Annotated in this window: 23 protein-coding genes; 10 read left to right on the top strand and 13 right to left on the bottom strand. The window is 65.5% G+C overall.

Features of this window, described 5'->3' with window-relative positions:
• Nucleotides 1-16 precede the first annotated feature (16 nt).
• The 3 genes from BraRD5C2_RS11055 to BraRD5C2_RS11045 form a co-directional block, all read right to left on the bottom strand.
• Nucleotides 17-1240 carry an ABC transporter substrate-binding protein gene (locus BraRD5C2_RS11055; RefSeq protein WP_223968808.1) on the bottom strand — a complete coding sequence of 408 codons (1224 nt, stop codon included), beginning with the start codon at nucleotides 1238-1240 and terminating at the stop codon, nucleotides 17-19.
• Between the two features lie 415 nt (nucleotides 1241-1655).
• Nucleotides 1656-3248 carry an MDR family MFS transporter gene (locus tag BraRD5C2_RS11050; protein ID WP_223968296.1) on the bottom strand — a complete coding sequence of 531 codons (1593 nt, stop codon included), beginning with the start codon at nucleotides 3246-3248 and terminating at the stop codon, nucleotides 1656-1658.
• Nucleotides 3249-3440: 192 nt separating this feature from the next.
• Nucleotides 3441-3962, bottom strand: a complete 522-nt coding sequence (locus BraRD5C2_RS11045) for a YcgN family cysteine cluster protein (protein WP_223968295.1) — start codon at nucleotides 3960-3962, stop codon at nucleotides 3441-3443.
• Between the two features lie 287 nt (nucleotides 3963-4249).
• On the opposite strand from BraRD5C2_RS11045, the gene BraRD5C2_RS11035 reads away from it, so the two are divergent.
• Genes BraRD5C2_RS11035 through BraRD5C2_RS11025 form a run of 3 tightly spaced genes read left to right on the top strand, consistent with a single transcriptional unit; the run spans nucleotide 4250 to nucleotide 7726 of the window.
• Nucleotides 4250-6526, top strand: a complete 2277-nt coding sequence (locus BraRD5C2_RS11035; protein ID WP_223968806.1) for a transglycosylase domain-containing protein — start codon at nucleotides 4250-4252, stop codon at nucleotides 6524-6526.
• 1 nt (nucleotide 6527) lies between these two features.
• On the top strand, nucleotides 6528-7106 hold the full coding sequence (locus BraRD5C2_RS11030; RefSeq protein ID WP_223968294.1) for a DUF1214 domain-containing protein: 579 nt from the start codon (nucleotides 6528-6530) through the stop codon (nucleotides 7104-7106).
• Complete coding sequence (locus tag BraRD5C2_RS11025) at nucleotides 7103-7726, top strand: DUF1254 domain-containing protein (protein ID WP_223968293.1); 624 nt, start codon at nucleotides 7103-7105, stop codon at nucleotides 7724-7726. The genes BraRD5C2_RS11030 and BraRD5C2_RS11025 overlap by 4 nt, the downstream gene beginning before the upstream one ends.
• On the opposite strand, the gene BraRD5C2_RS11020 is transcribed toward BraRD5C2_RS11025, so the two are convergent.
• Nucleotides 7723-8565, bottom strand: a complete 843-nt coding sequence (locus tag BraRD5C2_RS11020) for an MBL fold metallo-hydrolase (RefSeq protein WP_223968292.1) — start codon at nucleotides 8563-8565, stop codon at nucleotides 7723-7725. The genes BraRD5C2_RS11025 and BraRD5C2_RS11020 overlap by 4 nt on opposite strands.
• A gap of 91 nt (nucleotides 8566-8656) precedes the next feature.
• On the opposite strand from BraRD5C2_RS11020, the gene BraRD5C2_RS11015 reads away from it, so the two are divergent.
• Nucleotides 8657-9514, top strand: a complete 858-nt coding sequence (locus tag BraRD5C2_RS11015) for a LysR family transcriptional regulator (protein ID WP_223968291.1) — start codon at nucleotides 8657-8659, stop codon at nucleotides 9512-9514.
• On the opposite strand, the gene BraRD5C2_RS11010 is transcribed toward BraRD5C2_RS11015, so the two are convergent.
• Nucleotides 9511-10278: a hypothetical protein gene (locus BraRD5C2_RS11010; protein WP_223968290.1), complete on the bottom strand. Its 768-nt coding sequence runs from the start codon at nucleotides 10276-10278 to the stop codon at nucleotides 9511-9513. The two genes, BraRD5C2_RS11015 and BraRD5C2_RS11010, sit on opposite strands and share 4 nt — an antisense overlap.
• A 4-nt stretch (nucleotides 10279-10282) precedes the next feature.
• Nucleotides 10283-10477: a hypothetical protein gene (locus BraRD5C2_RS11005; RefSeq protein ID WP_097670912.1), complete on the bottom strand. Its 195-nt coding sequence runs from the start codon at nucleotides 10475-10477 to the stop codon at nucleotides 10283-10285.
• A gap of 295 nt (nucleotides 10478-10772) precedes the next feature.
• On the opposite strand from BraRD5C2_RS11005, the gene BraRD5C2_RS11000 reads away from it, so the two are divergent.
• Complete coding sequence (locus BraRD5C2_RS11000) at nucleotides 10773-11705, top strand: DUF2336 domain-containing protein (RefSeq protein WP_223968289.1); 933 nt, start codon at nucleotides 10773-10775, stop codon at nucleotides 11703-11705.
• Here the strand turns inward: BraRD5C2_RS11000 and BraRD5C2_RS10995 are convergent.
• A complete protein-coding gene (locus tag BraRD5C2_RS10995; RefSeq protein WP_176532524.1) occupies nucleotides 11702-12046 on the bottom strand; it encodes a DUF1491 family protein in 345 nt (114 codons plus the stop codon). The genes BraRD5C2_RS11000 and BraRD5C2_RS10995 overlap by 4 nt on opposite strands.
• A gap of 225 nt (nucleotides 12047-12271) precedes the next feature.
• On the opposite strand from BraRD5C2_RS10995, the gene BraRD5C2_RS10990 reads away from it, so the two are divergent.
• Entirely contained in the window at nucleotides 12272-13915 is a 1644-nt protein-coding gene (locus BraRD5C2_RS10990) for an ankyrin repeat domain-containing protein (RefSeq protein WP_223968288.1), read from the top strand.
• A gap of 71 nt (nucleotides 13916-13986) precedes the next feature.
• Here the strand turns inward: BraRD5C2_RS10990 and BraRD5C2_RS10985 are convergent, their stop codons facing one another.
• Both BraRD5C2_RS10985 and BraRD5C2_RS10980 read right to left on the bottom strand, forming a co-directional pair.
• Nucleotides 13987-14733, bottom strand: a complete 747-nt coding sequence (locus BraRD5C2_RS10985; protein ID WP_223968287.1) for a peptidoglycan-binding domain-containing protein — start codon at nucleotides 14731-14733, stop codon at nucleotides 13987-13989.
• A complete protein-coding gene (locus BraRD5C2_RS10980) occupies nucleotides 14726-16528 on the bottom strand; it encodes an ATP-binding protein (RefSeq protein ID WP_374707983.1) in 1803 nt (600 codons plus the stop codon). Before BraRD5C2_RS10980 ends, BraRD5C2_RS10985 begins: the two co-directional genes overlap by 8 nt.
• A 443-nt stretch (nucleotides 16529-16971) precedes the next feature.
• Between BraRD5C2_RS10980 and BraRD5C2_RS10975 the strand changes: the two genes are divergently transcribed.
• A complete protein-coding gene (locus BraRD5C2_RS10975; protein ID WP_223968804.1) occupies nucleotides 16972-17349 on the top strand; it encodes a DUF5330 domain-containing protein in 378 nt (125 codons plus the stop codon).
• Between the two features lie 143 nt (nucleotides 17350-17492).
• The gene (locus tag BraRD5C2_RS10970; protein WP_223968285.1) at nucleotides 17493-17924 is read left to right on the top strand and encodes a SufE family protein; all 432 of its coding nucleotides are present in this window, start codon (nucleotides 17493-17495) and stop codon (nucleotides 17922-17924) included.
• Between the two features lie 4 nt (nucleotides 17925-17928).
• Here the strand turns inward: BraRD5C2_RS10970 and BraRD5C2_RS10965 are convergent, their stop codons facing one another.
• Nucleotides 17929-18342, bottom strand: a complete 414-nt coding sequence (locus BraRD5C2_RS10965; RefSeq protein WP_092125178.1) for a Ros/MucR family transcriptional regulator — start codon at nucleotides 18340-18342, stop codon at nucleotides 17929-17931.
• Nucleotides 18343-18521: 179 nt separating this feature from the next.
• Nucleotides 18522-19406: a DUF308 domain-containing protein gene (locus tag BraRD5C2_RS10960; protein ID WP_223968284.1), complete on the bottom strand. Its 885-nt coding sequence runs from the start codon at nucleotides 19404-19406 to the stop codon at nucleotides 18522-18524.
• Nucleotides 19407-19743: 337 nt separating this feature from the next.
• Between BraRD5C2_RS10960 and BraRD5C2_RS10955 the strand changes: the two genes are divergently transcribed.
• Both BraRD5C2_RS10955 and BraRD5C2_RS10950 read left to right on the top strand, forming a co-directional pair.
• Nucleotides 19744-21393 carry a glycosyltransferase family 39 protein gene (locus BraRD5C2_RS10955; protein WP_223968283.1) on the top strand — a complete coding sequence of 550 codons (1650 nt, stop codon included), beginning with the start codon at nucleotides 19744-19746 and terminating at the stop codon, nucleotides 21391-21393.
• Nucleotides 21394-21618: 225 nt separating this feature from the next.
• A complete protein-coding gene (locus tag BraRD5C2_RS10950; RefSeq protein WP_223968282.1) occupies nucleotides 21619-22398 on the top strand; it encodes a class II aldolase/adducin family protein in 780 nt (259 codons plus the stop codon).
• A gap of 105 nt (nucleotides 22399-22503) precedes the next feature.
• Here the strand turns inward: BraRD5C2_RS10950 and BraRD5C2_RS10945 are convergent, their stop codons facing one another.
• Nucleotides 22504-23904 carry a M20/M25/M40 family metallo-hydrolase gene (locus tag BraRD5C2_RS10945; RefSeq protein WP_223968281.1) on the bottom strand — a complete coding sequence of 467 codons (1401 nt, stop codon included), beginning with the start codon at nucleotides 23902-23904 and terminating at the stop codon, nucleotides 22504-22506.
• A 95-nt stretch (nucleotides 23905-23999) separates the two neighbouring features.
• Nucleotides 24000-25619, bottom strand: coding sequence for a helicase HerA-like domain-containing protein (locus BraRD5C2_RS10940; protein WP_223968280.1), 1620 nt, complete (start codon nucleotides 25617-25619; stop codon nucleotides 24000-24002).
• Nucleotides 25620-25643 lie beyond the last annotated feature (24 nt).

The raw sequence follows: 25643 nt of genomic DNA, 5'->3' as shown, positions 1-25643 counted from the left end.
GGAGCATTGTCATCGGTCAGTTGGTCGTGAGCTTGATGAAGCTCGGGAACTTGAGATCGCTCTTCGCGACCTCCTTCGGCCACACCGCGACCTGCTTGCCGCCCTGCCACTGCAGCATCAGTCCGGTGATCAGGCCCTTGCCGTACTTGATCGAATGGGTGAAGGGATCGTCCTTGCCGTAGAACTGGACGCGTCCGATGGTGCCTTCCCAATCGGTCTTCTCCAGTGCATCGACCATCTTGTCGGCCTCGACCGAGCCGGCGCGCTTCACAGCATCCGCGATGTAATAGACCTCGTCATAGGCGGTGTAACCCGCGTAGGACGGATAGTTGCCGTAGCGCTTCTTGAAATCCTCCGCGAACGGCACCGACTTCGGCGTCACCGCGACGTTCGGGCCCGACACGCCCTGATACAGCACGCCTTCCGCCGCATCATTGGTGTCCTTGCCGAAGGTCTCGTTGGTCGCCTGCGAGGAGATGCCGAACATCGGGATCGGCACCTGCTGGTTCTTCCACTGCACCGTCGGCTGCACGCCGACATGCGAGATGCCGGTGATGATGACGTCGGGCTTGGCGGCTTCCACCTTGTTGAAGATCGGCGTGAAGTCGGTGGTATCAGGCGAGAAGCGGATATGGTCGACGACCTTGAGCCCGATCTTCGGCAGGCACTCCTCGTAGCCGACGTCGAGCGGCTTGGTCCAGGCGGCATCCTCGCTCATGATGACCGCGGTCTTCATGTGCTTCTGATCGACCAGCAGCTCCTTGGCGGCGTCGCACACCGACAGCGCCAGCGCCGCCGAGGTCAGATAGCCGTGGAAGGTGTACTTGTTCTTCTCGTAATCGGCATGGACGCTCTTGCTGATCTCGTTGGAGGCCGCACCGGGCGTGACGAACGGGGTCTTCAGGCGCGACGCCCAGGGCTCGAGCGCCAGCACCACTTCGCTGATGTAGCTCGAGATGACAACGTTGACCTTGTCTTCGTTGACCGCGCGCTGGAATGCCCGCACCGAGTCCGCCGAGGACGAGTGATTATCGTAGGAGACGATCTCGATCTTGCGGCCGTCGATGCCGCCCTTGGCGTTGATCTCGTCGGCGGCGAGTTGCGCCGCCTGCGGGATCGACGCCCCGGCAATCGCCTGCGCCTCGGCGATCACGCCGATCTTGAGGGTGTCGGCGGCCTGCGCGCCGCCGGGCGCGAGCGCCACAAGGCCCAAAGCGGCTGCTCCGGCGAATTGCTGCATCGCATGAAATGGCAGTCGCGAAGTCTTTTTCACCCTGTTTCTCTCCTCTTTTGTTCGGCTGCTTCGAGCTCTTGGGGCCGGACTATAGCTGCGACAAAATGCGCAGCAAGTGAAACTGCGCGCAGATCGCCATGCATGGACGACAACTAAAGTAGTGGGTCGGCGTTTTGTGGCTGAATAAATATGAGGCAGCGCGGGAATAAAGCGTAGGGCCGATCATCCACAGCTGTCATCGCCCGGCTCGACCGGGCGATCCAGTACGCCGCGGCCTATCGGATTGAACTCAAGCGTCTCTGGAATACTGGATCACCCGCATGCGCGGGTGATGACACCGCGTGGTATGACAACTTGAATCGAGAACCATCGTCATCGTCGTCCTGGCTTTCGCCAGGACGACAGCAAGGGTGAACCCGCCCTACTCCGCCATCTCGACCGGCTGCGCGGCGGGACCGGCGAGCGGGCGTTCTTCCATCGTGATCATGCAGATGGACGCCGTGGTCAGCAGTACGGCGGCGGCGCCGAACACGTAGCGGAATGCGGTGATCATGTCGGCCATCGGGATCGCGCCGACGCTGCCGGCGGACGCGGCATGATGCTCGCCGGCAAGCGAGATGTCGGTCCCGAGCGTCATCAGCAGGATCGTGGTGAAGGCGGCAACCGTGAAGGACGCCATCATGGCGCGGAAGAAGTTCATCGCACCGGTCACGGTGCCGACCTGCGGGCGCGCCACCGCGTTCTGCAGCGACACCACGCTGATCGGGAATGTGGTGCCGAGCCCGAGCGCGAACACGCTCATCAACAGCAGCAATCCCCACAGCGGCAGCGTCGTCACGGCCATGCCGACGGCGCAGATCGCAGCCACCGAGGTGCCGACGATCGCGACACGCTTGTAATGCTTGGCCTTCGCCATGGTCCGGCCGGCGATCGCCGCACCGAAGGTCGAGATCGCCGCGAGCGGGATCAGCGCAAGGCCGGCCTCGCTGGCGGTGAGGTGATAGACCACCTCGTAATAGAGCGGCAGGTGCACGGTGAGCCCGACCATGGCGCCGAGCGCGCAGCCGCCCGCGCCCATTGCGAACGGCACCACCGAGCCGCCGAGCAGCGACAGCGGCAGGAACGGCTCGTCGGCGCGGCGCGCGTGCCAGACGAAGGCGCCGGCGAGCGCGATCGAGGCGCCAATCATCGCGGTAATGGTCGGCGACAGCCACGAGAGACGCGTGCCGCCCCAGGTCAGCACCAGCATCAACACGACGGCCGAGGCCATCAGCAGCACGCCGCCGAGCCAGTCGACCTTGCGCTTGCGGTGGAACACCGGGATCTTGCTCATCTTCGGCAGCAGCAGCGCCAGCGCCGCCGCCGCGAGCGGCAGGTTGATCCAGAAGATCATCGACCAGTGCAGATGCTCGGCGAACACGCCGCCGACCACCGGGCCGAGAATGCCGCCGGCCATCCAGACGCTGGAGAAATAGGCCTGGTAGCGGCCACGCTCGCGCGGGGTCACCACGTCGGAGATCACGGTCTGCACCACCGGCATGATGCCGCCGCCGCCGAGGCCCTGCAGGCCGCGGGCAATGATCAGCATGGTCATGCTGGGCGCGATCGCGCACAGCACCGAGCCGACCACGAACAGGCTGAGCGAAGTGATGATCATGACGCGGCGGCCATAGATGTCGCTCAGCGTGCCGAACACCGGCGCCACCGCGGTCGAGGCGAGCAGATAGGCCGTGATCACCCAGGACAGGTTGGTGACGTCGTGAAACTGGCGCCCGATCGTCGGCAGCGCGGTCGCGACGATGGTCTGGTCGAGCGCGGCCAGGAACATCGTCAGCATCAGGCTGATCACGATGGTGCGGACTTCGTCCGGATTGAGCGGCGCCGGCGGCGCCAGCGGCGGCGCGTCGCTGAGTTCGATCACCTCGGTCGGGAGGTGAGACAGCTCTGCGGCAATGTCGTCAGGCAATGTTTCTTGGTCGGCAGGAAAACGGCTCTGCCGTTCATACTTGTTCATTTGGGGCGTAATGCTGCTGCGCGGGCGCGTGCCGCGATGGAATCATGCTCTGATCCGCAATTTATGCAGCAATTCGTTGCTGAGGCAGGCACCTCAGCGCATGGGTGCATCCCACCGCACTGTTCTCGCGGTGACGTGATCGCGACAATGCCGGCGCCAGCTCTCGCGCCGGCGTCGTTCTGTCGTGAAAATTTACTTGGAGGCCTTGGGCCGCTTCTTCAATTGTGCCCGTTTCGGCAGCAGGGCCGGCCAGCGCACGATGTGATCCTCGAGATCGGCGTCGTTGACGTCGAGTTCGGTGCCCTCCACCCGCCCGCGCACCGAGACCCCGGCTTCATGCACGGTGTTGGGATCGCCGGAGATCAGGGGATGCCACCAGTAAAGGTCCCGCCCCTCGGCCACCAGCCGGTAGCCGCAGCTCGGCGGCAGCCAGTTCAGCGTCCGGACGTTCTCGGGCGTCAGGCGGACGCAATCCGGCACCTGGTCGGAGCGGCTCGGATAGTCCTTGCAGGTGCACAGGCCGGAATCGAGCAGCTTGCAGGAGATATGGGTGAAATAGATCTTGCCGGTGTCCTCGTCCTCGAGCTTCTCCAGGCAGCAACGTGCGCAGCCGTCACACAGGCTTTCCCATTCGGCGTTGGACATCTGTTCCAACGTCTTGGTTTTCCAGAAGAATCCCTCCTGGCCCGACGGGCGCTTGGGCGGTGCGGTCATGATATCCCTGACATGGCGGTAAAGCTCTTCTTGGGACGCCGGCGCTCCCTCCGCAAGGGGGTGATATTGCGGGGTCGAAAAAGCCGGTGGGCAGCGTTAGGGCTTTCATTAAATTCACAAGCCGCGCCATTGGTTTATGGCAGCCGCTCGGATAGAACAACGAACGAGTCCCCAACGACGCAAAAGCGCCTTGGGATTGCCGCAACATCGAAGCAAGACGCTGGCCTGTGCCCGTTTCGGGCGCCCGCAGCGCTGTCGAACTGATCAAGGGTCCGGTCCTTCAGATCATGCCGTCGCATTGGAAACAGAAGATCCGGAATTTCTTCCTGGACCTCGATGCGCGTATCGACTCGACGCTGTTCTCGTCGGGCAAGGGCCTGCGCGAACTCTACGAGCGCTATTCCACCTTCATGGACCGCTTCTATGTCGGCCGCTGGAAGCGCTGGGTGTTCATCGAGCCACTGTCGGAGGCCGCGACGCTTGGGCTCGGCGGCATGATCCTGATGCTGACGCTGGCGATCCCCGCCTTCCGCGAGACCGCCGACGAGGACTGGCTGAAGAAGTCCGACCTCGCGGTGACCTTCCTCGACCGCTACGGCAACCCGATCGGCAGCCGCGGCATCAAGCATAATGACTCGATCCCGCTGGAAGACTTTCCGGACAATCTGATCAAGGCGACGCTCGCGACCGAAGACCGCCGCTTCTATGACCATTTCGGCATCGACGTTCCGGGCCTCGCCCGCGCGCTCGTCACCAACGCGCAAGCCGGCGGCGTCCGCCAGGGCGGTTCGTCGATCACCCAGCAGCTCGCCAAGAACCTGTTTCTGAACAACGAGCGCACCATCGAGCGCAAGGTGAAGGAAGCCTTCCTTGCGATCTGGCTGGAAACGCGGCTGACCAAGAACGAGATCCTGAAGCTCTATCTCGACCGCGCCTATATGGGCGGCGGCACTTTCGGCGTCGACGGCGCGGCGCATTTCTATTTCAACAAGTCGGTGCGCGACGTGAACCTCGCGGAAGCCGCGATGCTCGCCGGCCTGTTCAAGGCGCCGACCAAATACGCCCCGCACATCAACCTGCCCGCGGCCCGCGCCCGCGCCAACGTCGTGCTCGACAATCTGGTGGATGCCGGCTTCATGACCGAGGGCCAGGTGTTCGGCGCCCGCCGCAATCCGGCGGTCGCGGTCGACCGGCGCGACGAGAATTCGCCGAACTACTATCTCGACTACGCCTTCGACGAGATGCGCAAGCTGGTCGACACGTTCCCGAAATCCTACACCGAGCGCGTCTTCGTGGTCCGCACCGCGATCGACATGAACGTGCAGAAGGCGGCCGAGGAAGCGATCGAGAACCAGCTCCGCCAGTTCGGACGCGATTATCACGCGACGCAGGCCGCGACCGTGGTGTCCGATCTCGACGGCGGCATCCGCGCCATGGTCGGCGGCCGCGACTACGGCGCGAGCCAGTTCAACCGCGCCGTCGACGCCTATCGCCAGCCGGGCTCGTCGTTCAAGCCCTACGTCTACACCACGGCGCTGCTGAACGGCTTCACGCCGAACTCGAAGGTGGTCGACGGCCCGGTCTGCATCGGCAATTGGTGCCCGCAGAACTATGGCCATTCCTATTCGGGTCAGGTCACGCTGACGCAGGCGATCACGCGCTCGATCAACGTGGTGCCGGTCAAGCTCTCGATCATGCTGGGCGGCAAGGAAGGCCCGAAGGCCGGCCGCGCCAAGATCGTCGAGGTCGCACGCCGCTTCGGCCTCAAGGCGCCGCTGCCCGACACGCCGTCGCTGCCGATCGGCTCCGACGAGGTCACGGTGATCGAACACGCGGTGGCGTATGCGACCTTCCCGAACCGCGGCAAGGCGGTGACGCCGCATTCGGTGCTCGAAGTGCGCACCGGCGCCGGCGATCTGGTGTGGCGCTGGGACCGCGACGGTCCGAAGCCGCGGCAAGCCATTCCGCCGAACATCGCCGCCGACATGGCCGGCATGATGAGCCACGTGGTCAGCGAAGGCACCGCGCGCCGCGCCGCGCTCGACGGCATTCCGACCGCGGGCAAGACCGGCACCACCAACGCCTATCGCGACGCCTGGTTCGTCGGCTACACCGGCAACTTCACCTGCGCGGTCTGGTACGGCAATGACGACTATTCGCCGACCAACCGCATGACCGGCGGCTCGCTGCCGGCGCAGACCTGGCACGACATCATGGTGACCGCGCATCAGGGCGTGGAAGTCAAAGAACTCGTCGGCGTCGGCATGGGCCAGAAACTGCCGCCGCAGCCGGCGCAGGCCAATGCCCAGGCCAACGCGGCGCCGCGCGTGCTGGAGACTAAGCCGGGTCCGCCGCCGGTTCTGACCAAGCGTGGCGCAGATATCCTGGTGCGGGTCGAGAAGCTGCTCGACGACGCCGCCAAGACGGCCAACAAGACCACGCTGAACGAGCCCTCGAAGGCCGGCAAGCCGGAATCCTCGAGCGCGCTGGCGTTCCCGGAAAATTACATTGCCGCGGCCGGACCGGACGGCGCGACAACAACTCCTGCGCCACGCAAGAACTGACGTGCGGCTCCTCCTCACCACCTTGCTGGCACTCGTCATCGCCACGGCCGTCGGCCTCGGCCTGACCTACGCGACGGCGACGCGCGGCACCGATCTCGGCACGCTGAAGATCGGCGCCTGGACCGCGCGGCCGAAGAACGGCACGTCCGACGTCGACCCCTATTCGCGCGCCACCATCGCGCGCAGCGGCGAGCTGCCGATCGGCACCGGCGACGGCATCGCGTTCTCGGCCACTATGGATGACAAGAACAAGCCGCTCGACGGCCGCTGCGATATTGTGGTCAGCGGGGTGACGCCGGCGGCGCGGTTCTGGACGCTGACACTGTTCGACCGCAAGGGCCACCTCGTTGCCAATTCGCTGCAGCGCTACGGCTTCACCAGCCAGGAGATCATGCGCGCCTCCGACGGCACGTTCGAGATCCACATCGCCTCGCGCTCGCGCGCCGGCAACTGGCTGCCGACCGGCGGCATCGAGCGCTACGCGCTGATGCTGCGCCTCTACGACACGCCGGTCGGGGTCGCGACCCGGACCCAACGCGACGCGCCGATGCCCTCGATCGCAACGACGGGCTGCCCATGATCCGCGTGCTGTTCACGATCCTCGCAGGCGTGCTGCTCGGCGGCGTGGTGCATCTCGTCAGTGTGCTGGCGCTGCCGCGGATCGCCTCGCAGGACGCCTATTCGCGGCTGACGCCGATGACCAAGCTCAACGAGGTGACGCAGCTGCCGCTGGCCGACCCGAGCAACTCGCCGATGCCGCTGATGGATCCGGCCTTCGCGGTGGCGATCTGCCGCTACGATCTCTCCACCGGGCCGCTCAAGCTCACGGTGCCGGTCAGCCAGGCCTATACGTCGGTGTCGTTCTACACCCGCAATGAGGTCGCCTATTACGCGATCAACGATCGCTCCGCCGGCAAGAAGGTGATCGAGCTCGATCTGATGACGGAAGCGCAGCACAACGAACTGCCGGAGGACGAGGAAGTCACCGCGGCCGACCGGCTGATCATCGACTCGCCGACCTCGACCGGCCTGATCCTGCTGAAGGCGCTGGCGCCGGAGCCCGGCCTGATGCCGCAGGCGCAGGCCTCGCTCGCGGCCTCGTCCTGCAAATTGCAAACCGAACCGGTCGCGACGAAGCAGGAAGCACCGCCGCCGCTGCCCGCTCCGGCTCCGCCACCTGCGGCGCGCAACAAGCGCTAGCGCGCAGCCAGCGCGTGCCGGCCGCAACGGCAGCTCTCGTAGTCGACGGGATCATGGCTGTTGACGATCGTGACATCAGCGCCATGCGCCGCCTTCAACTGGCGCAGCCGCTCCTGGTTCTGGATCCGCGTCGCGCGATCCATGTCGGCGCGGCGCTGGAACATGCCGAGCACCAGTGGGATCCGCGGCCGGGCATCGAGCTGCGCGTGATGGAAATAGGCATCGCCGGCGTGCAGCAGCCATTTGTCCTTGTCGCGCACCGCGATCCCACAATGGCCGAGCGTGTGGCCCGGCAGCGGGATCATCAGAATGTCCGGCTCGCGATCGCCGAGCGCCCGCACACCCATGAAGCCGAACCAGTCCTCGCCATCGGCGCCGTAGAACGCCCAATCCGGCCCGTGCTTCCACTGCGCCGTGATGTAGCGGCCTTCCGGCGGCGCGACCTGATGCGTCACCGCCATATCGTACTCCTTGCGATGAACGTGCACCTTGGCCTTCGCAAAGTCCGGCACGCCCCCGGCGTGGTCGCGATCGAGATGCGTCAGCAACAGATGCCGCACATCGTCGGGCGAGAAGCCGAGCGCCTTGACCTGCCGCACCGCCGTCTCGGTCGGATCGAGCCGCGGCGTCGTCTGGCGCACCCATTTGCGGCCGAGCCGCGGCGGGTCGCCGATGTCGTCGAGCCCGATCCCGGTGTCGACCAGCACGAGGCCGTCATTGCTCTCCACGAGCAGGCAGTGACAGACCATCCGCGCCCGCTGGAAAATGCTGCCGCTGCCGTTCACGAGCCGCTTGCCGATCGGGCACATGGTGCCGGTGTTGAGATGGTGGATGCGCATGACCCTTCCTCTGCTGAATTCAGCACAGCCTTGCCACCTGCGTTTCCATAGGTAAAATATTGTATCTCTATCGATACGATAGGACAGCCCTATGGATATCCGCGAACTCCGCTATTTCGCCGCGGTCTACCGCGAACGCAACCTGACCGCCGCGGCGAAGCGCTGCTTCATCTCTCAGCCGTCGATCTCGGCGGCGATCACCCATCTCGAGGCCGAGCTCGGCACCACGCTGTTCATCCGGCACAAGAAGGGCATGGCGCCGACGGAGTCGGCCGCGCAGTTTCACGGCGTCGCCCGCAGGATCATCGACGAGGCGGACGCGGCGCGAAACCTGTTTCGCAAACCCGTGACAAGGCAGCCGCTGACGCTCGGCCTGTTGCGCACGCTCGATCAGGCGCGGACGATCGCGCTGCTGAAGCCGCTGACGGCCAACGCCGACCTCGCGCTTCGGCTGGTCGCCGCCAATGAGAAGGCCGACGCGCGGATCGTCGCCAAGACCATGATCAACGCCGGCGAGCACTTCATCCCGCTCTGGAGCGAACGCTACGTCGCGGCATTGCCGCCGTCGCATCCACTGACCCTCAAAGAGACGCTCCGGACCACCGACTTCGCAGGCGTTCCGATGATCGATCGCTGCCATTGCGAGCAGCAGGAGTTCTTCAAGCGCACCGCGCCGCCACGCAGGCCGGTGGCGATCGCGGAATCGGAGGAGTGGGCGATGGCGCTGGTCGCGGCCGGGGTTGGCGTTGCGATCGTTCCCGAAGGCGTGGCGCGCGGCAATCCGGATGTGGCGGTGCGTGCGATCGAGATCGACGTCACGCGCCAGGTCGGCCTCGCCTATCCCTCGGCGCACCCGCCCTCCGACGCGCTGAAGGAGTTCATTACGAGCCTGCCGCGGCAGGCGAGCAGCCGCGCGGTCAAATCAGAGCGGAAAGCGAAGCGGGCCTAGCCCTTCGTCACGACGGCCTGGCCCGTGACCGGACCTGAGACGAGCGGCGCATTGGCGGTGAGCCGGGCAAGTTCGTTGATCTGGCGTTCGGCGTCGGCGGCCATGCCGTCAGGCGCCTGGATCACCAGCCGCTCCAGCGCCCAGCGATAGGACGAGATCCGCCTCTCCAGGCTCTGCTGGACCCATTGCACGATCAGCGTGTTCTCTTCCATCCGCGCCACCGCGTCGGCCTTCTCGCGCGGCGACACGTCGGCGATCATCTTCAGGCTGGCACTGCGCTTGCGATCGAGCTCGATCACCTGGATCGCGGTGGCGAAGAACGGCTCGAAGCGCGTGATGTCGTCGCGGACCTGGTCGATCAGCAGCGAATAGCGCGAGGCGAACGAGCGATGCGGCTCGTCGATCAGATTGCGGCCATACGCCGTGCGATCGAACACGACCTTCTGCCGCCACGGCGAAGGCAACGGCTGGTAATCGCCGAACACGCTCTTCCACGCCGGTCGCGACAGCGGCGGCTCGATGAATTGATAGGCGAGATCGCGCAGCTGACGTTCGTGTTCGGTGAGCTGGAATTGCGAGGCGTTCTTGCCGACGCTGCCGGTCGCTTCGGCACCCATCCAGCGATGCATGTCGTCGTTGCGGAAGTCGGCGCGGGTGCGGCCGAAGTCGCCGCCGCTACAGCCCGCAAGCGCCGAGCCCGCAAGCAGCAGGATCAGCACCGGGAATGACCGCCGAGCGGCGGTCCGCTGCGCAAATTCCGGCATTGGATCAGGAGCGGCGTCGGCGACGACGGCCCTGCGCAGTGCCCTGCTCCGGTCCGCGCCCACCGCCGGTCTCCTCCGTCGTTCGCTCGATCCGCACGACGGGAAGGATCAGCACGGTCCCCATGCCTTCACCGGCAGCACCGACAGCGCTCGGCCGCCGTGCGGCCGCATCCGCCGGAAACTCAACGATGGTGCCCATGTTCCGTTCTCTCTGGCCCCGCACGGACATGATTTGCCCCGCGCACGCCGAGTTAAGAACGCGTATGGTTAACGACATCTTAAACTGCCGATACGGACGGTTACGGATGTGGCGCTGTGCCTTAATGGACACGCGCAAATTCGAGCGTTCGCCTTCACGGCTTGTTTTCCTTAACTGCGTCTTAAAACAGCCTGCGTAGGCTCGCCGCCACAAGGTTTTCAAACCGAGTCTTATTGGCAAGTCGCGTACGCCCGAGATGAGCGCAGCTCCGCTATTTCCTGGTTTCGATGGGCTGATGACGCTCTCCCGCCGCGAGGGAGTCGACATCCGCCCCACTTTGCTGCGCGTCCTGACCGACCTGTATGTGCAGGCGAGCGCACACTCCGCCGACGAAGAGCGCCAGTTCGTCGAGCTGACCTCGCGCCTGATCGACGAGGTCGACGACGCAACCCGCGCCGCCGTCCGCGCGCGACTTGCGATCTATCCGGCAACACCCGCCAGGATCATCGACAAGCTCGGGCTGCGCCGCGCCGGTCCGGAGCAGCCGGTGCCGGCGGCAGCGCCGCTTCCCTCGCCTGCACCGTCTGCGCTGCCCGCCAAGGTCCCGACCGAAGCAGAGCTGCGAATGGCCGCGAGCCTTGCGATGCGGCCAAACGATGCCGCCGAAATCTCCGACATGTTCTTTGCCGCCAGCGCAAAGGAGCGCGCGCAGATCCTGCACAATCTGCAGGAGACGCCGCTGAAGGCCGCGGCGCGGATTCCGGCTGCCCGCGCCGCGCGCGCGATCCATATCCTGGAGATGGCGGCGTTTGCCGAGGACCTCGATAACTTCACGCTCGAGCTCGGCGAGGCGCTGATCCTGCCGTCGCGGATCGCCGCCGACGTCGTCAACGATCCCGGCGGTGAGCCGCTCGCCTGCGCGATGCGGGCGCTCGACGTGTCGAGCGCCGCGTTCCAGCGGATCCTGATGTTCCTCAATCCGGAAGCCGGCTCGTCGGTCAACTACGTCTATCGGCTGTCACGGCTTTACGATCACCTCAGCGAGCGCTCGGCGCTGGTGATGCTGGCGGCGTGGCGTGGCTCGACCATGGCGGTGGCGCGCGCCAAGTATCGCTCGTCGCTCTATGACGACGAGCGCCATCGGGTCCGCGCAGCATCGGCGCAGACACGACCCGTCGTGCAACCCGGCAGCGCGCCCGGCATTCGCAACCAGAAGTCCGGAAGTTAGGCCTTCGCCAGATCGAGAAAGTGCCGCCCGGCGCGATCTTCGGTCTCGACGATCCAGGCATCAGGATCGAAGCGGAGCTCTTTGGTCAATCGCTCCTCGACCGAAGGCTCGGACACCGGCTGCTGTGCGGTCGGCACGAACAGCCGCTCGGCCGGACGGCTGTCGTCATAGACCGTCTGCGGAGCCGGCGCATACAGCATCGCGTTGCCGTCCATCAGCGCCACCTTGACGAACACGGCGCCGGCTTCCTCGGCGCCCTTCTTGCGGATCGCGCCGAACACGCCCTCGGTCTGGCAGCGGCGCAGATACGCCGCGACCCATATGCTGGTTTTCAATCGCATGCGCCGACCTATAGGCCAGCCGCGCGGCCACGTCCAATTGTCACAGATGACATCACGCACCGGCGGGTTGACCGATACAAGCCTCGCTCATATCCTTGCATCTGCGGTGCAAGCCGCGCCCGGGTCCACGGGAAGGGTTGAACCCACTTGCACCTGATATGCGGCCAACCAAGCCTTTGTGCAGCCGGTTTTGTGGACCATCGGCGATGATGCACGGAGGTTTCCATGGACCGATCGCCCGCGCGATTGAATCTCGATCATCTGAAGAAACAGGCCAAGGAGCTTATCCGCCTTTACCGGCGGCAGGCGCCGGAGGCTTACACGCGCTTCCGGCAGGCGCTTCCGGCTGCGGCCGGGCGCAGTGACGCTGAGATCGCCGCACTCGATCTGCGGCTCCACGACGCGCAGTCTTGCGTGGCGCGCGATCTCGGCTTCGCCTCTTGGCCGGACCTGCGGCGCTATGTCGAAGCCCAATTACCATCAGGCAAAAGCAAGGCCGACCGGGTGCGGCGATGGCTGCTGCTGGTCTATGCCGCTGATGTCGACGGCACATCCGATCGCGCTCATCCGCGCGTCGCGGTGCGCATGCTCACCGAATATCCCGATCTTGTGGCCGACGATCCCTATCTCGCCTGCGCCGTCGGCGACGAGGAGACGATACGGCGCACCACAGCGCGTGATCCCACATGGGTCAACCGTCCCGGTGGTCCGTTGAAGCTGCCGCCGCTGGTTGCGGTCACGCATTCAAGCCTGCTGCAGATTCCGGAATTTCAGGCGCGGCTGCATCGCTGCGCGCGCCTGCTGCTTGAGGCCGGCGCCGATCCCGACCAGCGCATCAGCAGCCGTTGGCCACCCGGATCGCTCGACGCGCCCGATGACAGCAATCCGCTGTCGGCATTGTATGGCGCCGCCGGGCGCAATCACGATCTCGCGCTAACGAGACTGTTGCTCGAAGCAGGCGCCGATCCGAACGATAATGAATCGCTGTACCATTCGCTCGAAGGCTCTGTAACGACAGGCCTGCTGCTCGAGCACGGCGCGCGGATCGCGGGCACCAACGCGATGTACAAGGTGCTCGACGACGAGAACGTGCCGGGGCTCGCATTGCTGCTGAGCCACGGCGGTGACCCGAACGAGCCGGCCCGCAACGCGCCGTTGACGGACTGCGGATCGCCACTGATGTGGGCGATCCGGCGGCGGCGCTCGCGGAAGTGCATCGCGGCCCTGCTCGACGCCGGCGCAGATCCTCGCATCACGACACCGGACGGTCTCAGCGCCTACCGCTACGCTTTGCAGTTTGGACTGGCCGAGGTCGCCGAGCTGCTGCGCCAACGCACCGGCGACGAGACGCTGGCCGACGATGAGCGGTTCGTCGCGGCGTGCAGTAGCGGCAACGAGCGCGAGGCGCGGCGAATCCAGAGCGGCCGTCCCGATCTTCCAGGCTCGCTTTCACCACAGCAGTTGCGGCTGCTTCCTGAGCTCGCCGCAGCAGGCGGCGACGATGCGGTGCGGCTGATGGTCAGGCTCGGTTGGCCCATCACGGTGCGCGGCGGCGATTGGGATGCGTCGGCGCTCAATCATGCGGTGTTCTGCGGCAATGCCGGGCTGACACGCTTCCTGCTCGAGCACGGCGCAGAATGGACCGAGCAGCACGGCTTCGGCGACGACGCGTCCGGTTCGTTGTCCTGGGCGTCCTGCAATGAGCCGGTCAGTGACGGTGATTGGGCCGGCTGCGCGCAGGCCCTGCTCGATCACGGCATGCCGCGCGCCATTCCGGATCGCGAGGATCCGGAATGGGTGCTGCTGGCCGGCCGCAGAAAACTGTTCTCCGACGAGGTCAGGGACGTTCTGCTGGGCGAAGCTGTCTGACGGCACATCAATGCGTCAATGAGCGCCGTGTGTGGCCGGGCGAAGCCCGGCCATCGCCGGGACGACGACGTCTAGTCGATCGCGTGCCCGATCATCGTGCTGAGTTCGTGCACGAGGCGATCGGACATCTGCCCGGTCACCGGCAGCTTGCGCGCGCGCTCGAATTTCGCGATCGCGTGCTGGGTATCGGCGCCGATCGTGCCGGTCGGCTTGAGCTGGCCGTAGCCATATTCGGTCAGCGTCCGCTGGACCGCGGCGATGCGTTTTCCGGCCGGGCTCAGATGCTGGGTCGGGATCGGCGCCGGCGGACGAATGACGCTGGACGGCGCGGCGGCCGCGGACGGTGCGGCGGGCGGCGGCGCGGCCGTCGACTTCATCACCAGGCTGGCCATCGGATCGACCGGCTTCGCTTCAACCGGTTTGGGCTCCGCCGGCTTGGCTTCAACGGACCTGGTCTCGGCAGGCTTGGTCTCAACGGGTTTCACCTCGACCGGCTTGGTCGGCTCCATGGCGGCAGCCTCGACCGGACGCGGGCGCGGCAGCGGGCTGCTGGCCGCGGCAACCGGAGCCGGCGGCGGCAGCGTCACCACCGACCCGCCGAACATCGGCGACGGATGACGGCCAGCCTGCAGGAACAGCGCATTGATCAGGATCGCAACAATCGCAGACAGGGCCAACACGCCCGCAACCAGATCCTTCGGACTGTGCAGCAGCAGGCGCAGGACGAGGCCACGCTCCTCCTCGGCCGCGATGGCCACTGCCTTGGCGCCGCGGCGACGGCGCGGCGTTTCGTCGTCATCCAAAGTCTGTCTAGGCACTCTTCTTCACCTGTTGGGTTTGCTCTTGCAGTCCGGAGCGCAATGCGGGCTTCAGGGGCGAGACATTGCTGGACGGCTCGACCGCGGCCGGCGGGGTGAACGACAGTGGCAGCGCGACCGACACAATGGTGCCCTCGCCCACCTTGCTCTCCACGTTCATTTCGCCGTTGTGCAGTCCGACCAGCCCTTTGACGATGGACAGGCCAAGGCCGGTGCCTTCGTGGCGGCGCTGATAGGTCTTGCCAGCCTGGAAGAACGGATCGCCGATCCGCTTGAGGTCGTCGGCGGCGATGCCGACGCCGGTGTCGGAGACCCGCAGCAGCAGCCGCGATCCCTCGACGCCGGCCGATACGGTGACCTTGCCGCCGCGCTCGGTGAACTTGATGGCGTTGGAAACCAGATTGAGCACGATCTGCTTGAACGCACGCGAATCGCCGTTCACGATCGGCAAATCGTCGGGCACCCGGGTGACGAGGTCGACACCGCTCTCGCGCGCCTTCAGCGCCACCAGATTGCAGCAATTGAGCAGCGCCGGCCGCGGCGCAAACGGCTCCGGCGAAATCTCGAAATTGCCGGACTCCATCTTCGACATGTCGAGGATGCCGTTGACGACCGACAGCAGATGCTGGCCGGAGTCGTTGATGAGCTGCGCGTATTCCTTGCGGCGGGCCGCGTCGAGGCCGAGCACGTCTTCCTGCGCGATCATCTCGGAGAAGCCGATGATGGCGTTGAGCGGGGTCCGCAGCTCGTGGCTCATGGTGGCGAGGAACCGCGTCTTCGACGCATCGGCCTGCTCGGCCGTATGGCGCGCCTGTTCGAGCGCCTGCTCCTGCAACTTGCGATCGGTCACGTCGCGGATCACGGCGACCACCTCGGCATCGGTGGAAGCCTGCTCGAGCGCGCGGCAGCGCATCTCGACCCAGATGAATTCGGCGGCAGCCTCGCCACGCGCGCCATCCCGGCGCACCCGGAACTCGACGCTGCGGGATTCGCCGCGCGCGGCGTCCGACAACGCGGTGAGATAGGCCGGGCGATCGGCGACATGAACGCGGTCGAACAACCCGTGGCCGGACAGGCGCGATGCCGGCACGCCGAGCATGACCTCGACCGCGGGCGAAATGAAGCGCACCGCGCCGTTGCGGCTGTGCCGCGACAGCACGTCGCTCATGTTATGGGCGAGCAGGCGGTAGCGCTCTTCCTCGACATAAAGCAGCGCCACGCTGGTACGCGCCAGCGATTCCGCGCCGAAGGCGAGCCCAGCGGCATAGAAGATCGCCGACACGACGCCGAAGCCGACCAGCGAGCTGTTCAAGACAACCGCGGGATCGACCACCGGCAGCACGTGGTAATGGCCAAGCACGCTGAGTAGCGCCGCGCAGATCATCGCCAGCGCGAACGCAAACGCCACCACGCGCCGCGACGCCGACAGCGCCGCCTCGATCGGAATCACGACGAGCCACACCGCGGCGAACGATGCGATGCCGCCGGTGGACGCCGCGATCATCATCACGAGACCGGCGAGCGCCAGCGACGACAGCACATGCGCGCCTTCATAGCGGCCGGTGCGCGACAGGAACCAGGACAACAGGATCGGCGCGATCAGCCAGGCGAAGGCCGCGACCTCGATCGCCGTCGGCGCCCCGCGCATCGCCAAAAAGGCAGGGAACGATGCCAGCGCCGCCAGACTGCCGAGCAGCCGCGGCGCCATGAAGGCACGGTGGCGCGCACGCGTCAGCGCATCATATTGCGCCGACGGATGCAGCAGCGCATCCAGGCAATCGCGGATCAGACTCAAACTACTCACAGCACTCGCGCTTCGGCTTAATCGTCAGACAGACGCGCCGGAACGCCTCCTTTGTGATTGCAGGCCAACGTGTCAGAGCGAACTTAAGCGAACGCTAAGGCGGGGCGGCCTGCTGCCAAACACCGTGCATTGGCGAGGCTTCGACGCTGTCATTCACCGGTCATTTGCCGGGGATGGTGAACGGCTGGTTTCCGGGTGCGACAAACTATGGTTTCGAAATGGTGGACACGGCGCAGTATACCGATTTGGCAACCGTCAGCCGCCATCAATCGAAAATTTACGGCGAATCGATTCAGGCGAAATTTCCGCGATTTTTCGGCGGATTTGCTTCAATGCAGATACTTCCGATTTATCGACCGATGCTAACCGTGAGGGCAATAGCGGCATCGACCGCGCAAGAAGCAAAAGACAAGATAGACGACCGGGATCGCGCCATGTTCTTCCTGCTGCGTTTGGCATTCTGGCTCGGGCTTGTGCTCGTGCTGCTGCCGAGAGACAAAACCCCTGAAGCGGACAAGGCGCCGCAGATCAGCGCATCGGACGCGGTGTCGGCTGCGACGGCGACGATCAGCGACATGGGTCAGTTCTGCAAGCGCCAGCCTTCCGCCTGCGAAGTCGGCGGCCAGGCCGCGACCGCGATCGGCCAGCGCGCGACCGATGGCGCGCGCAAGCTCTACCAGATCATCACCGACAAGAAGCCGCCCGACCACACCGGCTCGATCGGCAAGGACGATACCGACCCAGCCGCATCGCGCGACACGCTGACGGCGGACGATCAGATGATTGAATTCCGCCTGCCGCCGATGCCGTAAGCGTCAATCAAGCGCCTTCACGCGAGGCGGTTGCCGGTTCGCGTGAAGAAAACCCGCCAAAACAACCGGGAACCGGTTCCATTTTCGTCGCTTTCGCCGCCCGCCTTCCTATATAAGCCGTTGAGAATAGGACGCGGACCACGATGACGACGATCGACGAAATCAGGGACAATTTTGCGCTGCTGGACGAGTGGGACGACCGTTACCGCTATGTCATCGAGCTCGGCCGCACGCTGGAGCCGTTGTCGGAGGCGGAGCACTCGGCCGAGAACAAGGTGCAGGGTTGCGTCAGCCAGGTCTGGCTGTCGAAGCGGATCGATCGCGATGCCAATGGCGAACCGCGCCTGACCTATGTCGGCGACAGCGACGCCCACATCGTGCGCGGCCTGGTCGCGATCGTGCTGACGCTGTTTTCCGGGCACACGCCGAAGCAGATCCTGGCCACCGATGCGCTCGCGCTGTTCGACGAGTTCGGCTTCCGCGACCATCTGACGCCGCAGCGCTCGAATGGCCTCCGCTCGATGGTCGATCGCATCCGCAACGACGCGCGCGAGGCGCTGGCGTCCGCCGCTTAGGATCTTACTTCCGCTTCCGCGCCTGCTGGCCAAGTCCCATCTTCTTGGCGAGTTGCGAGCGTGCCACCGCATAGTTCGGCGCCACCATCGGATAGTCGGCCGGCAAGCCCCATTTGTCGCGATATTGCTCCGGCGTCATGTTGTACTGCGTGCGCAGATGGCGCTTGAGCGACTTGAAGCGCTTGCCGTCTTCGAGACACACCAGATATTCCGGTGTGATCGACTTCTTCATCGACACCGCCGGCTTGGCCGGCTCGCTCGGCGTGTCGGCGCGGCCGCTCGACACCCGCAGCAGCGCCGCGTGGACCTGGCTGATCAGGCTCGGAATATCCGAGGCCGGCGTCGGATTGTTGCTGAGATAGGCCGAAACGATGTTTGCGGTCAGCTCGACCGGCGTTTTGCCTGATGTATCGGACATGGCTCAATCTTCCCCGTGCTCTCGACAGCCCGGCGCCCACCGGACAGTATCCACGTGCAGCAATACATCAATGGAATCGCGTACTACTTTGCGAATATGAGCGGATTGCAGCAAAGCTGACAAGAACGGCCGTATTTTTCCGGGCTCGAACCCGCCGCTCGCAAGTATTGATGAGGACCCTAAGGCCGCTGCTCCAGATGCGACCTGAGCTCGTCGATCGAGGTAAACCGCATCATGCCCTCCGGCATCTGCGCCTCGATCGATCCGTCCGAATACAGCGAATAGGCCATGCCGTCGACGACGCCCGATTTGAGCACGGTCACCGGCGGCTGCTCCTGGGGCGACGGCGGGTGGCCTGATGACGGCGCCGCGCCGGCTGACTGGGTCTCGCCGAAGGTCGACGGCCGGGGCGTGCGCCGTGGGGCGACATCGACCGACCGCGGCCGCTCGGCCTTCGGCCAGGCATCGTCGAACGTTGCCGGTGCGGGCTCGGCCGCTGCGGTCGGACCAGGACGCAGCTCCGGCGACAGCAGATCCGGCGTCAGCGGCTCGGCCGTGCGGCCCTGGGCCCGCTCGCGTTCCTTCCGCGACGACGAAAACAACAGGTTGCGCCGCTTGGGCGTGGCTTCGCCCTCAGGGGGCGCTCCACCCGGCACGGGCGGCGGCGCCTCGCCCGGCGCGCCACGTGGGCCGATTTCGTCGTGCCAGGGTGGCGGCGCCGTGGACGTGGATGGCGGGGCCGGCGACGGAGGCGCGGCAACCTTGGGCTCACGCGGCGGCGGGAAAACCGGATCCTCGGGGCCATTGCGCGGGGAAGTTGCAGACGGCAGCGGAACCTCGGCCCGGGCGCCTGCGGCCAAGGGATCGAGCCGCCTGGCGATGACCTGGAGTTCCCGAAGGATGGCGGCGAGCGCCAGCACGATCGCGCCGGTGCAGACGCCGGTCACGCCGGTCGTGATCAACGCGCCGCCGACGCTGAATTCCTTGTAGGGGATTCCCAAGCCGATCGCCGCCAAGCCCGCCACAACCAGGCCCACGCCGACGACCAACAGACCAACCATCATCGAACTAACCCCCGGGAGACCCGACCGAAAATCGGCGCGGGCCACCAACGCCACGATACCGTCATATTGCCCACACCGCCAACCGCCAATTGTAGACGGAGTTCCCTAACATCCCGCTTAACAGGGCCCGAAGCGCGGTTCCGTCGCTGTTGCAGCCACGTTCAGGAAAGCGCCGCCCGTAGATTTACTGGCTACGAATTGCTGCCAATATATTGCAATGCATCTGGGAAATTACGCCACAATTACCAATTACTCGGAAACGGAACTGCGCTATGGATGCCGGGGATGAGGCCCTAAAGCGCCAAACTGGGCCACAGGCACGCCGGTATCACTAGCTATGTCATCGATTACGACGTCTGCCCTCGAGGCGCCTGCGCGGCGCTCGGTGGAGAAGACCTGCGACGATCTCGCATTCCTCGTCCTCGGCGTGGTCGCCGTGGTCGCCGGGCTAACATTCCGCGATTACGGTCTGGGCTGGGACGACTACACCCACGCTGAATACGCCGACCTGCTGCTGCGCATGTTCGGGTCCGGGTTCAAGGACACCGGCGCGCTGTCCTTCGCCAATCTCTATATGTACGGCGGCGGCTTCGATATGGCCGCGGCGTTGCTGCACAAGGTCATCCCGCTCGAATTGTTCGAGACGCGCCGCCTGCTGGGCGCGATCGTCGGCGTGATCGGGCTTGCCGTGACCTGGCGCCTGGCGCGCCGCGTCGGTGGCCCGCTGGCGGGACTGGCGGCCCTGCTGCTGCTCGCGCTGTGCCCGACCTTCTACGGTCACATGTTCATGAATCCGAAGGATGCACCGTTCGCCGTCGCGATGGTGGTCCTGATCATGGGCCTCGTCCGCTTGATCGAGGAATATCCGGCGCCCTCGCCGCGCACGATCCTGCTCGTAGGCCTCGGCGCTGGCCTGTCGATCGGCTGCCGCGTCCTTGGCGGCCTCGCTTTGATCTACGCGGTGGTCGGCTTCATCCCGCTCTGGATCGAAGAACTCCGCACGCAGGGCCCGCGCGAGGCGACCCATCGCTTTGCCCACGTCGTCTATGTGCTGCTGCCAGGGCTCGTGCTGGGCTATCTCGTGATGGGCCTGATCTGGCCATGGTCGATCATGGAGCCCGGCCATCCGCTGGAAGCGGTGACCTATTTCTCGCACTTCTTCGAGAAGCCGTGGAAGGAGATGTTCGACGGCGCGCTGGTCTCGGTGCCGGACATGCCGTGGTCCTATCTGCCGACGCTGTTCGCGCTGCAGCTTCCCGAAGTGATGCTGGTGCTGCTGACCGCGGCCGTCATCACCACCTTCATGTCGCTGTCGCGCATCGATGTGACCGCGAAGCGCAAGTCGGTCATGCTGATGCTGACGCTGGCTGCGACGCTGCCGCTGGTGATCGCAATGGTGAAGCGGCCGGCGCTCTACAACGGCATCCGCCACTTCATCTTCGTGATCCCGCCGATGGCGGTGCTTGGCGGCGTCGCCTTCGCCCGCGGCATGGACTGGCTCGGCGAGAACCGTCGCGCCTGGCAGCCCGCGGCGCTCGCCGTGTTCGCGTTCGGCCTGCTGCTGCCGCTCAGCGAAATGATCCGCCTGCATCCGTATCAGTACACGCACTTCAACCACATCGCCGGCACGGTGCGGACCGCCGACAATTTCTTCATGCTGGACTATTGGGGCCTGGCGCTGAAGCAGGCATCCGACGGGCTGCGCGAGCAGCTGGCGGAGCGGCAGGAAGTGCCGCCGCAGCACCGCAAGTGGAAGGTCGCGGTGTGCGGACCGCAGCGCCCCGCGCAGGTCGCGCTCGGGCCCGACTTCACGATCGGCTGGGACAGCAATGCTGCCGATTTCGCGATGACGCTCGGCGAGTTCTACTGCAAGGGCCTGGCCGCCCCCGTGATGGTCGAGATCAAGCGCGACGACGTCGTGTTCGCCCGCGTCTACGATATCCGCGGCCGCAGCATCTCGAGCCTGCTCGCGATCCCGGCGCCGTAGAGCGCTTTCGAACGAAGTCGACGCCGGTTCGCGTCAATCAGAGCCGAAAATACTCTCGCCGATCGCGGCCTTGGAAGATCGACCCTGCGGCTGCCCACCGACCGTCGCCATTCGGATCGTGGGCCGCATGCTGGCATGACTGTCACGCCGGTATGCTGCCTTGCTGCGCTCCGGCGGCGGCGCTAGGCTCAGCCCAAGCAACAGCCATAAACGGAGCAATCGGCCATGTCGCCAGCGGAAGCGCGCCTGAAGGAAGTGCCGTCGGATATCAGTGCGGCGGAATGGGAGCAGCGGATCAATCTTGCCGCCTGCTACCGGCTCGTCGCGCTCTACGGCTGGGACGATCTGGTCGACACCCACATTTCGGCCCGGGTGCCCGGACCCGAGCATCACTTCCTGATCAACCCGTACGGGTTGATGTTCGACGAGATCACCGCCTCGAGCCTGGTCAAGGTCGACCTCGACGGCAACCAGCTCTCGAAGAGCGACTACAGCATCAACCCGGCCGGCTTCACCATCCATTCGGCGATCCACGAGGTGCGCGAGGACGCCGGCTGCGTGCTCCATCTGCACACGGTCGACGGCACCGCGGTGTCGAGCGGCCCCGATGGGTTGCTGCCGTTGAACCAGACCGCGCAGCTCGTCACCCACGACCTCGCCTATCACGACTATGAAGGCATCGCGCTCGATCATGACGAGCGGCCGCGCCTGCAGCGCGATCTCGGCACCAAGAACCACATGCTGCTGCGCAATCACGGCACGCTGACGGTCGGCCGCTCGGTCGCCTCCGCGTTCGAGCGGATGTACCATCTGGAGCGCGCCTGCTCGATGCAGGTAGCGACCCGCGCGCTCGGCGGAAGCGTCTATCCGGTCGACCAGCACGCGATCGACAAGAACACCGAGCTGCTCTCCAATCCGGATCGCGCCGAGCTGCGCTCGACGCAGCTGGTCTGGCCGCCGCTGCTGCGCAAGCTCGACCGGGTGAATCCCGGCTACCGTGATTGAAATTTCACAATCTTCGGGTAAGCTAGCCACCAACACCCTCTACACGACCTGAATCAAAACGCCGCCCAATTCCGGGCGGCGTTTTTGCGTGCGGTGCGCCTCGCGCTACTTGGCGTCGGCGAATGCTGCGAGGATCCGCGCCCAGGAGCGGATGCCCTTGTGGTAGCTCTTGAGGTCGTACTTCTCGTTCGGCGAATGGATGTTGTCGTCGTCGAGCCCGAAGCCGACCAGCACGCTGTCGAGGCCGAGCGTGCGCTTGAAGTCGGCGACGATCGGGATCGAGGCGCCGGAGCCGACCAAGAGCGCCTCCTTACCCCATTCGTCGGTCAGCGCACGGCGGGCGGCGGCCAGCGGCTTCATGTTCCAGTCGAGCGCGATCGCCGGCGCAGAGGAATGATCGATGAACTCGGCCTTGCAATCCGCCGGCACGCGCGCCGTCACGTAATCGCGGAACGCCTTGCGGATCTTCTCGGGGTCCTGTCCTTCGACCAGGCGGAACGAGACCTTAGCCGACGCCTCCGCCGGGATCACCGTCTTCGACCCCTCGCCGGTATAGCCGCCGACGATGCCGTTGATGTCGCAGGTCGGACGCGAGGAGACCTGCTCGATCAGGATCCGATCCTTCTCGCCGGCCGGCACCGAAAGGCCGATCGGCTTGAGGAAGCTGTCCGCCGTCAGATTGAGCTGCTTCCACTGCGCCAGGATGTCCGGCGGCAGATCCTTCACGCCGTCATAGAAGCCGGGGATGGTGATGTGGCCGTTCTCGTCGTGCAGGCCGCCGAGGATCCGCGTCAGCACGCGGATCGGATTCTGCGCGCCGCCGCCGAACACGCCGGAATGCAGGTCGCGATTGGCAGCCTTGATCTTGACCTCGTCATAGACCAGGCCGCGCAGCGAGGTCGTGATCGCCGGCGTGTTCGGATCCCACATGCCGGTATCGCAGACCAGCGCGAAGTCCGCCTTGAGCTCGGCCTTGTTCGCTTCGAGGAACGGCACGAAGTTCTTCGAGCCGATCTCCTCCTCGCCCTCGATGACGATGGTGATGTCGATCGGCAGCGACCCCGTCACCGCCTTCCAGGCCCGGCACGCCTCGACGAAGGTCATCAGCTGTCCCTTGTCGTCCTCGGCGCCGCGCGCGACGATGATCTTGCGCCCGTCGGCATGGTCGGTCACCGCGGGCTCGAACGGCGGACGGTGCCAGAGATTCAGCGGATCGACCGGCTGCACGTCGTAGTGACCGTAGAACAGCACATGCGGGCGCCCGTCGGTGGCACCGTTCAGCTTGCCGACCACGGCCGGATGGCCGGCGGTCGGACGCACCTCGGTCTTGAAGCCGAGGGTTGCGATATCCTTGGCGAGGTGATCGGCAGCCGCCTTGCAGTCATTGGCAAAGGCCGGATCGGCCGAGATCGATTTGATCCGCAGCAGCGTGAACAGCCGCTCGAGACTGTTGTCGAAATCGGCGTCGATACGGTCGAGGACGGGCTGCAGCTTGACGTTGGACATCGCGGATATCCTTTTGTTTGGACATTGCCGACGTTGTAGCGCGCCGGCCGCCGGAGGCAAAGCCGGTCGGCCGTTCCGGCCGGATGATCGCGATGCTACCTGCGCAGGATTCCGCCGAGCGCGCCGCGCACCAATGCGCGACCGATCGAGCCGCCGACCGAACCACCGACCGACTTGCCGAGATCTGCGACCACGCCGCCGACCACCTTGTCGGTCACCGAGCGCGTGACGTTGCGCGCGATCACCTGTCCGGTCGAGAGCCGGCCGCGCTTGACATTGGTGCCGAAAATCGTGGCGGCGATGGCCCCGATCTGGCCGAGGATACCGCCGCCTTCGCCGCCCGTACCGCCTGCCGGCGTCGCCGTGCCGGCGAGACGCTTCTGGATGATCTCGTAGGCGGACTCGGCGTCGATCGCGGTGTCGTATTTGCCCTTCACCGGGCTCGCATCCATGATCGCCTTGCGTTCCTCCGGCGTGATCGGCCCGATCCGCGCCGACGGCGGGCGCACCATGACGCGCTCGACCATCGACGGCGTGCCGCCGCCCTCGAGGAACGAGACCAGCGCCTCGCCCTTGGCGAGCTCCATGATCACCCGCGCGGTATCGAGCTTCGGATTGGGCCGGAAGGTCTGCGCGGCGGCGGCAACCGCCTTCTGGTCGCGCGGCGTGAAGGCGCGCAGCGCGTGCTGCACACGGTTACCGAGCTGCGCCAGCACCTTGTCCGGCACGTCGATCGGATTCTGCGTGACGAAATAGACGCCGACGCCCTTGGAGCGGATCAGCCGCACCACCTGCTCGATCTTGTCCATCAGCGCCTTCGGTGCGTCGGTGAACAGCAGATGCGCCTCGTCGAAGAAGAACACGAGCTTCGGCTTCGGCAGGTCGCCGGCCTCCGGCAATTCCTCGAACAGTTCCGAGAGCATCCAGAGCAGGAAGGTGGCATAAAGCCGCGGGCTCTGCATCAATTTGTCGGCGACGAGGATATTAACCATGCCGCGGCCGTCGCGGTCGGTCCGCATGAAATCCTTCAGCGTCAGCGCGGGCTCGCCGAAGAACTTCGCGCCGCCCTGGTTCTCGAGCACCAGAAGCTGGCGCTGGATCGTTCCGACCGTCGCCTTGGACACGTTGCCGTAGCTCTGCGCGGCCTTGCGGATCGACGCCAGCGGATCTTCGCCGTCGTCTGCACCCTTCTTGCTGCTGTCGGGCGCGATCGCATCCAGCAGGGCGCGCAGATCCTTCATGTCGATCAGCGCGAGGCCATTCTCGTCGGCGACCCGGAAGGCGACGTTGAGCACACCTTCCTGCACGTCGTTCAGATCGAGCATTCGCGACAGCAACAGCGGGCCCATCTCGGTGACGGTGGCGCGCACCGGATGACCCTGCTCGCCGAACACGTCCCAGAACACGGTCGAGAATTGATCGGGCTGGAAGGTCAGGCCCATTTGCTGGGCGCGCTTCACGATAAAGTCTTTGGCCTCGCCGACCTCGGAGATACCGGAGAGATCGCCCTTGATGTCGGCTGCGAAAACCGGAACGCCGGCGCGCGCAAATCCTTCAGCCATGACTTGAAGCGAGACGGTCTTGCCGGTTCCGGTTGCACCGGTGACGAGGCCATGCCGGTTGGCCAGCGCCAGCGTCAACCAGGCTGTCTCCTCACCCTTGCCGATAAAAATCTTCTCGTCGGTATCGGCCAACTTGTTGTCGGAGGTCGCCATCGCTTCGCCTCTTCGCGCAGATTT

Source organism: Bradyrhizobium sp. RD5-C2 (assembly GCF_019972155.1).
Taxonomy (GTDB): Bacteria; Pseudomonadota; Alphaproteobacteria; order Rhizobiales; family Xanthobacteraceae; genus Bradyrhizobium.
This window is presented reverse-complemented; position numbering and strand designations above follow the sequence as displayed.

Excerpts from the sequence above, each read along its gene's own strand:
- BraRD5C2_RS11055 (WP_223968808.1), bottom strand. The coding sequence starts at position 1,240 with ATGCAGCAATTCGCCGGAGCAGCCGCTTTGGGCCTTGTGGCGCTCGCG.
- BraRD5C2_RS11050 (WP_223968296.1), bottom strand. The coding sequence starts at position 3,248 with ATGAACAAGTATGAACGGCAGAGCCGTTTTCCTGCCGACCAAGAAACA.
- BraRD5C2_RS11045 (WP_223968295.1), bottom strand. The coding sequence starts at position 3,962 with ATGACCGCACCGCCCAAGCGCCCGTCGGGCCAGGAGGGATTCTTCTGG.
- BraRD5C2_RS11035 (WP_223968806.1), top strand. The coding sequence starts at position 4,250 with ATGCCGTCGCATTGGAAACAGAAGATCCGGAATTTCTTCCTGGACCTC.
- BraRD5C2_RS11025 (WP_223968293.1), top strand. The coding sequence starts at position 7,103 with ATGATCCGCGTGCTGTTCACGATCCTCGCAGGCGTGCTGCTCGGCGGC.
- BraRD5C2_RS11020 (WP_223968292.1), bottom strand. The coding sequence starts at position 8,565 with ATGCGCATCCACCATCTCAACACCGGCACCATGTGCCCGATCGGCAAG.
- BraRD5C2_RS11015 (WP_223968291.1), top strand. The coding sequence starts at position 8,657 with ATGGATATCCGCGAACTCCGCTATTTCGCCGCGGTCTACCGCGAACGC.
- BraRD5C2_RS11010 (WP_223968290.1), bottom strand. The coding sequence starts at position 10,278 with ATGCCGGAATTTGCGCAGCGGACCGCCGCTCGGCGGTCATTCCCGGTG.
- BraRD5C2_RS11005 (WP_097670912.1), bottom strand. The coding sequence starts at position 10,477 with ATGGGCACCATCGTTGAGTTTCCGGCGGATGCGGCCGCACGGCGGCCG.
- BraRD5C2_RS11000 (WP_223968289.1), top strand. The coding sequence starts at position 10,773 with ATGACGCTCTCCCGCCGCGAGGGAGTCGACATCCGCCCCACTTTGCTG.
- BraRD5C2_RS10995 (WP_176532524.1), bottom strand. The coding sequence starts at position 12,046 with ATGCGATTGAAAACCAGCATATGGGTCGCGGCGTATCTGCGCCGCTGC.
- BraRD5C2_RS10990 (WP_223968288.1), top strand. The coding sequence starts at position 12,272 with ATGGACCGATCGCCCGCGCGATTGAATCTCGATCATCTGAAGAAACAG.
- BraRD5C2_RS10975 (WP_223968804.1), top strand. The coding sequence starts at position 16,972 with ATGTTCTTCCTGCTGCGTTTGGCATTCTGGCTCGGGCTTGTGCTCGTG.
- BraRD5C2_RS10970 (WP_223968285.1), top strand. The coding sequence starts at position 17,493 with ATGACGACGATCGACGAAATCAGGGACAATTTTGCGCTGCTGGACGAG.
- BraRD5C2_RS10965 (WP_092125178.1), bottom strand. The coding sequence starts at position 18,342 with ATGTCCGATACATCAGGCAAAACGCCGGTCGAGCTGACCGCAAACATC.
- BraRD5C2_RS10960 (WP_223968284.1), bottom strand. The coding sequence starts at position 19,406 with ATGATGGTTGGTCTGTTGGTCGTCGGCGTGGGCCTGGTTGTGGCGGGC.
- BraRD5C2_RS10955 (WP_223968283.1), top strand. The coding sequence starts at position 19,744 with ATGTCATCGATTACGACGTCTGCCCTCGAGGCGCCTGCGCGGCGCTCG.
- BraRD5C2_RS10950 (WP_223968282.1), top strand. The coding sequence starts at position 21,619 with ATGTCGCCAGCGGAAGCGCGCCTGAAGGAAGTGCCGTCGGATATCAGT.
- BraRD5C2_RS10945 (WP_223968281.1), bottom strand. The coding sequence starts at position 23,904 with ATGTCCAACGTCAAGCTGCAGCCCGTCCTCGACCGTATCGACGCCGAT.
- BraRD5C2_RS10940 (WP_223968280.1), bottom strand. The coding sequence starts at position 25,619 with ATGGCGACCTCCGACAACAAGTTGGCCGATACCGACGAGAAGATTTTT.